The sequence below is a fragment of the Desulfobacter sp. genome, from assembly GCF_050177295.1.
Genome location: NZ_JBFXHE010000102.1, coordinates 1 through 11,755, shown reverse-complemented (window position 1 = coordinate 11,755; position 11,755 = coordinate 1). Strand labels below are relative to the sequence as shown.

Here is an 11,755-nt window from a genome sequence, read left to right as displayed (position 1 = left end):
ATCCCCCACTTTTATTCTTGCTTTTACGTTTATAAATATGCCACGGGTCTGGCAGCAGCCCTTGGCATTGCCCGGCGGATAACAGACAAGGGTAAGCCTGCCGTGGACGATTACCTTGCCTTTCTCAAACTCGGGGGCTCCATGTTTCCCATTGACGAACTCAGGGTGGCGGGTGTGGACATGGCCGGCATTGCCCCTGTGCAGGCAACAGCATCCCACTTTGAATCACGGATCAGCGAATTGGAAACCCTGTGGCAGTCCATTTAGACCCCGTCCATATAGAACCCATTGGGATGATCCACACCTGTTTCAAGGAGAAATTCGGCATTCCCCGGCAGCCCAACCTTGCGGCCAGGGCCCCGGGGATGCTTGAATTTTTGCCTGAATTTGCAAGGCCCGAGGCTGTAAGAGGCCTTGAACAATTTTCCCATATCTGGCTGGTTTTTGTTTTTCACAAAGCTGTGAAAAAGGGTGAAAAATGGTCTCCCATGGTACGCCCCCCACGTCTTGGGGGGAATAAAAAGGTGGGCGTATTTGCCTCGCGCTCCCCTTTCCGGCCCAACCCCATCGGTATATCCTGTGTCCGGCTTGAAGGCATTGAATCTACACCCAAAGGGCCGGTGCTTCACCTGACCGGCGTGGATATCCTGGATCAAACCCCTGTTCTCGACATTAAACCCTATCTGCCCTATTCAGACCGGCTGGACACTGCCCGGGACGGTTTTGCACCGGCGCCGGACAACAAGACTTGCCAGGTCAGTTTTTCAGACACGGCAGCAACCCAGATCCGGGAAAGGGAAAAGACCATACCCCATCTGCTGACCATCATTACTCAGGTACTGGAAAATGACCCCCGCCCCACTTATTGCGTTACTCATTTTTCCAATTCGGAAAAAGACACCCGGACGGATGTGCCGGAAGAAAATCGTATATACGGTATCCGGCTGTTTGACTTTGATCTCAAATGGCAGGCAGCAGGAAATAAGATCCGGGTGCTTTATATAGATCCGGTTTAGGACCACAGATGAAATAACTATAATTAAGCACCAACAGGAGAAACCCTTTATGAAATTGCGAAAAATAACCTCGTTAACCATGTTTCTGTCTTTTATGCTGCTGATCGTGACCAGCATTGTTTTATATGTTGTTCCCGAGGGGCGGGTGGCCTACTGGTCTGACTGGCGCTTTATGGGATTAACCAAAACCCTTTGGGGCGATATTCATGTCAATCTTGGTGTTCTGTTTCTCGTCTCAGGCCTTTTGCACCTGTACTACAACTGGAAACCCATGGTCACTTATATGAAAAACAAGGCGAAACAACTTAAATTTTTTACCCCGGATTTTAATATGGCCCTTGCCGTCACCCTGATCTTTACTTTTGGAACCCTGCTTCATATTCCGCCCATGAGCACCATTCTTGATTTCAGTGCATCTTTCAAGGATGCAGGCGCCCAAAAATACGGGGAGCCTCCTTACGGGCATGCGGAACTCTCCTCCTTGAAACTGTTTGCCAAACGCACGGGGCTTGATCTTGAACAGATCAAACACCAGCTTCAAAAATCAGGTATTTCATTTGATAACGAATCAAGGAGCCTGCTTGATATTGCCCGGGCAAACCACTGCACCCCCAAAGATGTATATGCGGCCATGCTGCCGTCCAGGGAAACAACCGGCACCAAAATATTTCCGGATCAACCCTTTCCCGGCATTGGAAGAATGCGTTTAAAGGATCTTTGTACCCAGTACGATCTGGATACGGAAAAAATCATCAACAGCCTTGGTGCCAGGCAGATTAAAGCCGAGCCAGACCTGACCATCAAGGAAATTGCCGAAGCCAAAGGCATGGAACCCCAGGCACTGTTTGAAGTCATTCACGACGTGGTCACATTATTATAAAATAAAACAATCATCCCTGAATTTAAAAGGGGCAGAACCGGATTCCGGTTCTGCCCCTTTTGATTTTTGCGGATCTTTACGCACCAGGTGCAAGGGGACGGAAGAGATAAATGCATCTTTCACGCCGATTTTGAAATAGAATCCAGTATTGAAAAACAGATGGCGATAGATTTTGCATGTCATGGTTTATTAGTTTTTATATATAATTATATAATAACCTAACTTTTTATATTGACAAGAAAAATATGAGCCACTATAAACAAAATGAACAAATTAGTGCTTGAACGGGAACCAGTGTTTGGACGAAAAGTTGCCCATATGCAAGACGCAGAAAAATCTGCAACCGGAGCAACCTCGTGGTTGTGAGGATTGCAAATTTTTCTGCAACTCAGCAGATGGGTGACTTTTCGTTCAAACACAAATTTAAAAGGAGAGAAAATGAAAAAAACAATGCAGATTATGGGATTATTTATTCTGCTTTTCCCGTTACCGCTCCGGGCTCAGGTAGAAGAAATCCGTCCAATGGTGGTAACCGCCACTATATCCGAAAAAATCCTGGAAGAAGCGCCGGGCTCAGTTCAGGTCATAACTGCCTTGGAAATCCAAGAGATGGGAGCGGCGTCAGTTGACGAAGTTCTGGAACAGGCCATGGGCCTCATGGTGTCTACGGACTCCGGCCGGGCTAAGGTCGCCAATATCAGGGGAACCGGCAATAAAAGGAGCCTGGTGCTCATTGACGGCCGGCGCCTGGCAGCAGGATACAAAGATTTTACCAGCACCGACCAGATACCGGTGGACATGATCCAGAGGATCGAAATTGTACGGGGGCCAGGCTCAGCCATATACGGCAGTGATGCCATCGGCGGCGTGGTCAACATCATCCAGGAATGATATCGACAATCTGATTGACGCCCGGCTCATACGAACCACGGGTTCCGGAAAGAATAAAATAAACTATTACCAATATCAGAATATTGCCGAAGCCAGCACCCAGGGCATTGAAGCCCGGGCAGATATAAAACTTCCCTGGCACCTGAGTACCGGGGCCAGTGTCACCTGGCTTGACACGGAAAACAAGGAAACCGGTGAAGAACTGGAAGGCAACCCGGATGTCAAGGACATTTTCAGGCTGGTGTATTACCATCCTGATTACAAATTCCGCGCATCCGCCGCATCAACTACACCGGAGAGCAACATGTCATAGATGCTGAAGACAAAAGCGAATACGTCACTGTAAATCTTTACCTGGCAAAGGATTTTTCAAATCAGATCCGGGTTTTCGCGGGCATTGACAATCTTTTTAACGAAAAAAAAGCATATGAGGGGCTGACCTATGTAGAACCGGCCAGTGCCTATGCCGGATTCAGGATCCAGTTTTAGACTGTAATCTATTAGGTTGGTTGGATGTAACAGATATCATTGTAAGGAGAAAATGGTTATGCCGGAAAAAATGGCGAAAATGTTTATCATCACCTCAGTTTGATTGCGGCGGCTCCCGATGCCATCATCGTCACGGGGGACGGGTTTGCCGTTCAAAAGGCCCTGGCCCGGGAACTTGTTCAGAACCCGGGGCTGGCCTGGGTTCCGGCGATAAAAAACCAGGCAGTTTACAATATGCCCGGTTTTATCCAGTCCAGTCTTATTGAATATCCATCCATTCTTTCCCAATGGGCATTTGTACTTGAACGATGAACCCTTCATGACGTTTGACAGTACCCGAAGAATGGATCAGGTTTTTGGACTGTAATGGCGTTTCAGCCAGGACCCCAGCCCGTCAAGTCCGGGAAACAGCACACGTTCAGTAATATTGCACAGATCCAGTTTGTCCCGGCATTCCCATTTAAGGCCTGCCGGAATAATGATGCGCCGGAAAAGATCGGGATGAAGGTTCAGCCAGTCATCAATGACGCGGCAGGGATTGGGCATGACGGAAAACAGGGCATACTGGTTCACGATGCGCTCGTCAATGGATGGCGGCTCAAAAAAAAGCAGGAATTCCTCGGACCGGGCCAGAGCATCAAACTGGGTTAAGGTTTCAACATACTGATGAAAGGTTTTTTCCCCGGCGTGACAGTCCGGCCGCTCCTGGCCGATACCGGTAAGAAGATCCACGGTAAACGCCTGGGCACCTTCTGCGGACAGTTGTTCTTTAAGTTCGGCAGGCAGCCGGTCATGGACCTGTTCATAATTTATCCGCCAGATCACCCCGTCCAGGTCAAACCGCTCAATGTTGGCCAGGGCAAAATGCAGGGCAATATAGGGCGAATAGGTCCAGTCCATAAGGCGGGTGGGCAGTCCGTGGTGCTGGGCCACGGCCATAAGGTGCCAGAAGGAATCGGGTTCTTCCCGCCCCTGGGCCCTGGAATATTTGCGGAAATTGCGCAGCAGATGCTTTTCAAGGGACCAGAACGGTCCGCCCAGGCGCATCAGAGAGGTTTCAAGGTGGTAGGATGCATCGGACAGGCCCCGGTAAACAAAGGGTGGCCGGAACCTTTGGATGGCATCATTCCAGGAACCTTTGAACAATTCTTCCTGGAGCATGCCCCAGGAATCGACTGTGATGTCCGGCATAGAATTTTCTCCCCCGGGTACCCGGTTTCTTTGTTTTTTATGGGCTGTAGTGCAGGCCATGGCCCAAAGGGTAAATATCATATTTAATTGAATTGTTCACCCTGTTTGCTGCCAAACAGATATTACAAAACAAATAAGCCTATGCGGAAAATACAAATCACACAGGAAAACCATGTGGATGATACAGCGGCCCTGAAGATGAGAGAGCTGCCTGTGCCCATGGATATCGGCAAAGGAAGCGTTCATCTTATGGCGCTGAATTCCGGTATTCACGTAAGTATCTGCGATTATCAGATGCATGACCCGACGCAACTGCTGTATAATGCCTTTCCCCGGGTCTTTGGCTTTGGTTTCTGTCTGTCAGGAGATATCACCAACAAACCGTCGGCATTCAGGGATTCAGGCGTTATCCGTTCGGGGCAAAGCGCGGTTTTCCATTTTGGCGGCGGGGATATGCTGGAAACCGTAACTACAGAACGGGTCATGCGGATTGATCTCATTCTGGATCCTGACAAATTTCAGGAGATCCTTCACAAAGACCCCCATTTCATCTTTCCGTCCCTGGAAAAAATCTTTAATGGCCCCGGCCGGTTTTTCCACCCCCTGACCCCTGCCATGCAAAGCGTGATTCTGCAAATGCTCAATTGCCCTTACCATGGTGCGGCCCGCGATTTTTTCATGGAAAGCAAAGCACTGGAGCTGGTTGCCTATAAACTGGATCAGCTGGGGGAGAAAAAAAACCGCGTTCCGGCACAGTCCCGGTTAGATGACGGATTGATCGACAGGACGCGTTGCGCGGGCCGTTTATTGACCCGGGACCTGGAAAACCCACCGTCCATTTCCGATTTATGCCGCCAGGCAGGTATGTGCCGCAGCAAGCTTCACCGCTGTTTCCAAAATGTCTACGGCACAACACCTTTTGAGTACCTGCGCATGAAACGCCTGGAAACCGCCCAGCGGCTTTTGCACCAGGGCAGAATGAATGTAACCCAGGTCGCCTTTGCCGTGGGATACGCCAGTTTAAGCCATTTCACCAAAGCGTTTAAACAATATACCGGATGCCTGCCCAGCCATTACCGCCCCAAAAATCGTTGAAAATCGGTTTTCTTAAGCGTTCAAAGATGTAATCCGGAAAAAAACAAGATACCGCTAAAAATTGCCGGTAAAAAAACAAAACACCGTTAGCCATAAATCTGAAACTATATTAGAAGCTCCTAATAAATTTGTTTATAATAATATTTAAAAAGGAGCATTGCTGTGAGGCCCATATCACCACCCATGAAAACCCTTGGATACCGCCTGTCACTGTTTGGGGCGGGTTGTTTTATTGTCCTGTGCCTTTTGCAAGGCACCTGGGCCGCAGATTCCGGTTTAACAAGAGATGCCGGCACCGGAACAGGGGTTGAGCCGGCAAAAACCAGCAACGGCCAGACCCCGGAAAAGGAGAAAGACGCGGTATTATCCGACATCATCGTCACGGGCGAAAAAGTTGACAAAACAGTACTTGACTCCGGTGCCAGTGTGCAGGTGTATGACGCTGAACGGCTTAAAACAGCGGTGCATGCCACAGAAATTTCCGACCTGTTAAAGATGACGCCCAACATTGTGGACGTTGGCAACGGCAATTTCCTGCCTGTGATCCGGGGCAGTGACGGTGCCGGGCCGGGCCGGGGGGCCGTGGCCTTTGTCACCGGTACCCGGCCCCGGCTGAACATGTCCCTGGACGGCCGTTCACTGACCTATAACGAAGTGGCATTTGGCCCCCAGTCCCTGTGGGATGTGGAACGGGTTGAGGTTTTCCTGGGCCCCCAAAGTTATATCCAGGGCAGAAACTCCATTGCAGGCGCCGTGATCCTGGAATCCAAAGACCCCGCCTTTGACTGGGAAGAGGGGGTAAAATTCGGGTTTGGCGAACAGAGCTACCTTCAGACTGCGGCCTATATTTCCGGACCTGTTGTAAAAGATGAACTGGCCTTGCGTGTCAGCGTTGACCGCCAGACACGTGAAAGCTTCACGGATCTTACATCCTACGATCCTGCCGGCGATCCCAGGGAAATTGAGGTGACCACGGCCCGGGCAAAGCTGCTTTACCTGCCCTCGGCCCTGCCGGAACTTGAAACAAAACTGACGGTGCAGCATTTTGACACCCGGGCGCCCCAAAGTGAGGCCGAGGTGGCCCCGGAAGGTTCCGGGTCCAAATTCAGCGGCCCCCGGCCGGTGTGGGAGACAGAATCCACCAGCGGCATCTGGGATTTAGGGTGGCGGTTCAATCAAAAATTCAATTTTGAAAACAAGTTGATCTATACTGGTTTTTCCAACGACCGTCTTACCTTGCCCAGCGACTCATACGCCAGTATCGACGGTGATGAATTCCAGGTGGAGCCTTTGCTGCGGTACACCGGGGACGGCAGCCTGGTTCGCACCCTGTTCGGATTACGCTATTTCAACGCCTCCCAGGACGAGTTTGTCAATATCTACGGGGGCAGTACCTTTGATGATGAAACCGAAACAGCCTCGGCATTTGGTGAAATCACCTATGCAGTGATCCCCAGGGTTGAAGTGACTGTGGGCGGCCGTTTTGAACACGAACACCACGAACGCAAAGGGGGGGGCCAGGGGCTGAATTACGGCGGCACCATCTACAATGTCCAAGTGGATTTTGATGAAACCTACTCGGTTTTCCTGCCCAAGCTGGATATGGCCTGGAAAGTCAAAGACAACCACACCTTAGGGGCAAAGGCAGCCAAAGGCTACCGGGCCGGCAGTGCCGGCATCACCTTTGACGTGCCCTGGACCAGCTATGCCTTTGACGAGGAATATGTCTGGACCTATGAATTATATACCCGCCACCGGCTGTGCAACGATACCCTGGAGCTCACAGCCAACATCTTCTACAATGATTATGAAGATATGCAGCTGCCATATTACATCAACTCAAGCGCGGTGACCATCATCAATGCAGATGAGGCCCAAAGCTATGGCGCTGAAGCCAGTGTTCGCTGGATGCCTGTCCGGGACCTGGAACTTTTCGGCGGCATCGGCCTGGTGAAAACGGAAATCAAGCAGATATCCATTGAATCGTACATTGGCAATGAACTGCCCCGCTCACCGGGCTATACCGCCAATATCGGCGTGCTGTACAAACTGCCCTGCGGGTTTGATATCAGCGGGAATATCAATTTTAAGGATGCCTACTATTCCTACTATGACAATGATGAACAAGGCGCCATTGATGATTACTGGACCGCTGATCTGCAGCTTGGATATAATATTTCGGGCTGGGGTTTTGTAAAAAACGGGCGGGTCACCCTTTTTGCCCGCAACCTGTTTGACCAGGACCAGATCATCCTGATCGAAGGCAATGACACGGATGCCCCGTTAAAACAGCGCCCGAGAATGGTTGGCATGTCCGTTGAACTCAATTTTTAAAAAGAAGAGTTTGCTGATGCCCATCGATTTTTTAAAACCCGTGTCAGTGCCTGACCAACAAGGCGGGCGCATGGGCTGGTTCAGGGCTGTGTGTGCTGTTTTCGGCGGACTGGCCGTGGCCTATTCCGCCATGACACTGCTTGTTGTCCTGGTCCCGGGAGACAAAACCCATGCGCTTTTTATCCCGTTTTTGTTTACCCCCCTTGCCTGGGCCTGCACAGGATTATGGATCTCGTTGTCCCGGACCAGGCTCCAGGCAGTGGTGAGAAGTTGTGGCCCAACACTGCTGTTTTCCCTGGCAGCCGCGCTGCTCATCTGAAAAAGGACGGGACTGATGAAACAAAGACTTTCCATATCCACCCGGCAAAAACTGCTGGCCGGCCATGCCGGTGCCGGCATTGTTTTATCCTATTTTCTCTATCTTTCGATCTTTTTCGGATTGTTCGCCATTTTCCTCCCCTTTCTCCAGACCTGGGAAAAACCCTCAAGGCATTTTCCCCTGGCCGGCATCACAGCCATCCGGTACGAGCCCATGCTTGCCAGGGTCTTGTCCGATCCGGATATCCCCAAGGACAGAATTTTTATCAATGTGCCAGGCTTAAGGGGGGATCCGGCACTGATCATCCACCACATGTTTTCAAAAAAATATCTGTTTGACCCCAATACCGGCAGACAGATCACGGATGAGGGCAGAACCACCCAGCTGGCCTGGTTTTTAAACGGCATGCATTATGGACGGCCCCTGATGAAACCGGGCATTATATTTTTCGGGCTCGTCTCCACGGGGGCGCTGTTTCTGGTGGCCGGCGGCCTGGTGCTGGTATGGGGGGTGACCTATAAAACCACGGGCAGAACAAGGCGGGGGCGATATTCACACCTGCACCGGAAAATTTTTATATGGATCTGTCCTGTTTTTCTCCTGATTCTGATCTGTGCCACGGTGATGGGGGTAAGTTTTGACGGTATGGGCCCCATGACCCGCATGGTGACAAAGGGCTGCCAGGCCGATATCCGGCCAATGATCGGCCCTGTTTTATTTCCCGAGGAAAAGGCTGAACCGGCTGCCGGTGAAACCGTCCCCATGCTGCCCATTGCAAGGCTGGTTAAAAAGGGTCAAAATGCGGCGCCTCACCTGAAGATTCAAAGACTTGTGCTTTATAATTGGGGGGATAAAACCGCCCGGATTCAACTGGAGGGAACGGACAGGTCGGCCCCGTTTTTAACCGGGGTCGCCAACACGCCCTATATCATTCTCAATGCCGTTGACGGTACGGTTCTCAAAGCGGTCAAAACCACGGACAGGCCCTGGCCTGTCCTGCTCACCGAGGGTATTTACAGCATCCACCTGCTTTTTGGCGTGAACATATATCTGCGCCTGTCTGTCTTCATGGCGGCCGTTGCCTGCCTGATTGCCGTGGGGTGCGGGATCATGCTCCACCTTGAAAAACAGGTTAGGAAATTTAAGGGCCCCACCCCTTTTTATCACTGGCTGGAAAAATTTTCCCTGGCGTTCATGATCGGTGTGATCCCGGCCACAGGCCTGCTGTTTAACCTGCAGTGGCTGCTGCCCTTTGACCTGAAAGACCGGCTTGTCTGGCACCAGGGACTGTTTTTCGACCTGTGGGCCGCCACCCTTTTCTGGTCTTTTTACAAGGTTGATACCCGTGGCACGGCACAACAGTTTCTGGGACTGGGGGGCGTGCTCTTTTTGCTGGCCCCGGTACTTCACCTGCTGAAAACCGGTATCAGCCCCTTAACATTATTCCAAAACCATATGACCCATATTTTGTGGGTGGATGCAGGCCTGGTGTTTTTGGGCCTGGTCTTAACAGCCGCAGCCGTTAAAGGAGGAGGCAGCAGATGTCTGAAAAAATAGGTATAGGTTTTATTCTGTCACTGGCCCTGATTTTTTGCGCACTTTCCTGTGCCTTTGCACATTCCCTTATTTTAGGGGTTTACGGCAATGATGACGGCACCATTACCGTGGAAGGCAGATATGACACCGGTGCCACCGCCCAAGGGGCCCAGGTACGCCTGGAAGCCCTGAACACGGGCACGGTGCTGTTCAAACAACGCCTTGGCCTGGAAAGCGAGTTGACCGTAAAAATACCCGAAGAACCCTATCGCATTGTTCTGGACGGCGGACCGGGCCATGTGGCGGTGAAAGCGGGTATTGCCCCCAAAAACGGGTTTTCGGTCCAGTCCAATCCGCCCGAACAAAAAGCAAAAAACGCTGACAGACATGGAACCCCGGGCTTAAGTCGGGCATACCTTGTCACACTGGGCCTTGTCTTTTGCTTTCTGTTTTTGACCCTTTTTATCTGCAGGCAGAATACAAATAAAATTATCAAAACCATTCAGGGTCATTCACTCAAACGTTAATTGACGAACCGGAAACAAGAAAGGCGCAATAAGATCATTACAACGGACAGGGAAGGCCCGGTCATTTTAAAGCTTGCCGGCCCCATGGTGTTCAGCATGCTGGGCCTGATTCTATTCAACCTTGTGGACACTTTTTTTGTGGGCCGGCTGGGGAGCGTTGAGCTTGCTGCCGTCTCATTTACCTTTCCGGTTGTCATGGTGCTTGGCAGCATTGCCCACGGCCTGAATTCAGGGATCACGGCATCGGTGTCCCGGGCTGTGGGCAAAGGTGACCTGCAGCAAACCGCGGCCCTGGTGACCCGAGGGCTTATACTTGCCCTGATGATGGTGGCGGTTTTTGCAGGCATTGGCCTTGGCACCATGGAGATGGTGTTTACCTGGCTGGGGGCGGATGACGCTACCCTGCCCGTGATTAAAGCCTACATGCGCATATGGTATCCCGGGGCGGTGTTCTTTGTTGTGCCGGCAGCGGCTCATGCCGCCCTTTTCGGGCTGGGGGATACCCGGACACCGTCAGCCATCACCCTTGTCACAGCCCTGCTCAATGCCGTACTTGATCCGTTCCTGATTTTCGGCATCGGGCCGTTTCCTGCATTGGGTGTGAGCGGGGCAGCCGTTGCCACGGTGATTGCCAGGGGCGCAGGCTTTGTTTACCTGCTTGGCCTGCCAGCCATTAAAAAAAATATATTCACCATCGGACAGCACCACCCGGACCCCATTTACAAGGACTGGGCCAGGATTTTACAGGTGGGCGGCCCCGGTATCGCCATTAAACTGACAGCCCCCGGGTTTTCCGGCATGATCACCAGAATGGTGGCTGACTTTGGCAGCAGCGCTGTGGCAGGATTCGGCATTGCCCTTCGCCTGGAAATGCTTTTTATCGTCCCCATCACCGCAGTTGTGCAGGTGATGCCGGTGTTTATCGGACAGAATCTGGGGGCCGGCAAAAAAACGCGCATGCAAAGGGGGGTATCCTTTGCCAACCACTTTTTTCTCGTCTGCGGCGCGGTGGTTTATCTCTTTGTCGTAACCGTGGCAGGCCCTGCAGCGCGCCTGATAAACCCGGCCCCCGACATTGTGCAGGTAACTGTTTTGTATATGACCGTGGCGCCCGTGGCCTATGGCTTCTATGCAATGATGCAGATGGCGGTGTCCATTTTAAATGTCTTAAAAAGACCCATGCTTTCCACCGGCATTGTTCTGGCCCAGATTTTTGCTGTGTTCCTGCCCCTGGCCCTTTGGGGAGGTCGCTGTTTCGGTTTGGCCGGAATCTTTGGTGCCCTTGCCGTTTCCTGGGCCATCACAGGATTTTTCGGGGCCTGGCTAACCCGGGCCAGCATCACGTGATATAAACACCTGCGGCACAGATGGCCGGCAATGGAATTTTAAGTATTCCCATTGCAGAGCAGATTTTTTACAAGGATCCTGTCTGGGCTGCACCCCTATTATGGCGCAGTGAATTCAGAAACGTCTTACC

At 51.5% G+C, this 11,755-nt stretch carries 14 protein-coding genes; 12 read left to right on the top strand and 2 right to left on the bottom strand.

From position 1 onward, the window contains the following. From AB7U36_RS09605 to AB7U36_RS09595, 3 genes are all read left to right on the top strand, one after another. The coding region (locus tag AB7U36_RS09605) for a M3 family metallopeptidase (protein ID WP_428159563.1) at positions 1-267 on the top strand (267 nt) is incomplete at its 5' end. Beyond that, positions 252-1,016: a tRNA (N6-threonylcarbamoyladenosine(37)-N6)-methyltransferase TrmO gene (gene tsaA / locus AB7U36_RS09600; RefSeq protein ID WP_428159562.1), complete on the top strand. Its 765-nt coding sequence runs from the start codon at positions 252-254 to the stop codon at positions 1,014-1,016. The genes AB7U36_RS09605 and tsaA, both read left to right, overlap by 16 nt. A 49-nt stretch (positions 1,017-1,065) precedes the next feature. Then, on the top strand, positions 1,066-1,896 hold the full coding sequence (locus AB7U36_RS09595) for a DUF4405 domain-containing protein (RefSeq protein ID WP_428159561.1): 831 nt from the start codon (positions 1,066-1,068) through the stop codon (positions 1,894-1,896). Here AB7U36_RS09595 and AB7U36_RS09590 read toward each other — a convergent pair. Beyond that, entirely contained in the window at positions 1,891-2,079 is a 189-nt protein-coding gene (locus AB7U36_RS09590; RefSeq protein WP_428159560.1) for a hypothetical protein, read from the bottom strand. The genes AB7U36_RS09595 and AB7U36_RS09590 overlap by 6 nt on opposite strands. A gap of 255 nt (positions 2,080-2,334) precedes the next feature. Here AB7U36_RS09590 and AB7U36_RS09585 point away from each other — a divergent pair, with 255 nt between their 5' ends. From AB7U36_RS09585 to AB7U36_RS09575, 3 genes are all read left to right on the top strand, one after another. Continuing rightward, positions 2,335-2,787, top strand: a complete 453-nt coding sequence (locus AB7U36_RS09585) for a TonB-dependent receptor plug domain-containing protein (RefSeq protein WP_428159559.1) — start codon at positions 2,335-2,337, stop codon at positions 2,785-2,787. Further along, on the top strand, positions 2,750-3,100 hold the full coding sequence (locus AB7U36_RS09580) for a TonB-dependent receptor domain-containing protein (protein WP_428159558.1): 351 nt from the start codon (positions 2,750-2,752) through the stop codon (positions 3,098-3,100). The genes AB7U36_RS09585 and AB7U36_RS09580 overlap by 38 nt, the downstream gene beginning before the upstream one ends. Before the next feature lie 275 nt (positions 3,101-3,375). Beyond that, complete coding sequence (locus AB7U36_RS09575; RefSeq protein WP_428159557.1) at positions 3,376-3,588, top strand: hypothetical protein; 213 nt, start codon at positions 3,376-3,378, stop codon at positions 3,586-3,588. Between the two features lie 36 nt (positions 3,589-3,624). On the opposite strand, the gene AB7U36_RS09570 is transcribed toward AB7U36_RS09575, so the two are convergent. Beyond that, positions 3,625-4,548: an FRG domain-containing protein gene (locus tag AB7U36_RS09570; protein ID WP_428159556.1), complete on the bottom strand. Its 924-nt coding sequence runs from the start codon at positions 4,546-4,548 to the stop codon at positions 3,625-3,627. A 60-nt stretch (positions 4,549-4,608) separates the two neighbouring features. On the opposite strand from AB7U36_RS09570, the gene AB7U36_RS09565 reads away from it, so the two are divergent. From AB7U36_RS09565 to AB7U36_RS09540, 6 genes are all read left to right on the top strand, one after another. Next, positions 4,609-5,562 (top strand): helix-turn-helix transcriptional regulator, encoded by a 954-nt coding sequence (locus AB7U36_RS09565; RefSeq protein WP_428159555.1) that lies wholly within the window; start codon positions 4,609-4,611, stop codon positions 5,560-5,562. A 162-nt stretch (positions 5,563-5,724) separates the two neighbouring features. Further along, the gene (locus AB7U36_RS09560; protein ID WP_428159554.1) at positions 5,725-7,896 is read left to right on the top strand and encodes a TonB-dependent receptor; all 2,172 of its coding nucleotides are present in this window, start codon (positions 5,725-5,727) and stop codon (positions 7,894-7,896) included. A 16-nt stretch (positions 7,897-7,912) separates the two neighbouring features. After that, complete coding sequence (locus tag AB7U36_RS09555) at positions 7,913-8,215, top strand: hypothetical protein (RefSeq protein WP_428159553.1); 303 nt, start codon at positions 7,913-7,915, stop codon at positions 8,213-8,215. 15 nt (positions 8,216-8,230) lie between these two features. Next, positions 8,231-9,772, top strand: a complete 1,542-nt coding sequence (locus AB7U36_RS09550) for a PepSY-associated TM helix domain-containing protein (RefSeq protein WP_428159552.1) — start codon at positions 8,231-8,233, stop codon at positions 9,770-9,772. Next, positions 9,757-10,278 carry a hypothetical protein gene (locus AB7U36_RS09545; protein WP_428159551.1) on the top strand — a complete coding sequence of 174 codons (522 nt, stop codon included), beginning with the start codon at positions 9,757-9,759 and terminating at the stop codon, positions 10,276-10,278. The genes AB7U36_RS09550 and AB7U36_RS09545 overlap by 16 nt, the downstream gene beginning before the upstream one ends. Then, a complete protein-coding gene (locus tag AB7U36_RS09540) occupies positions 10,279-11,625 on the top strand; it encodes an MATE family efflux transporter (RefSeq protein ID WP_428159550.1) in 1,347 nt (448 codons plus the stop codon). Positions 11,626-11,755 lie beyond the last annotated feature (130 nt).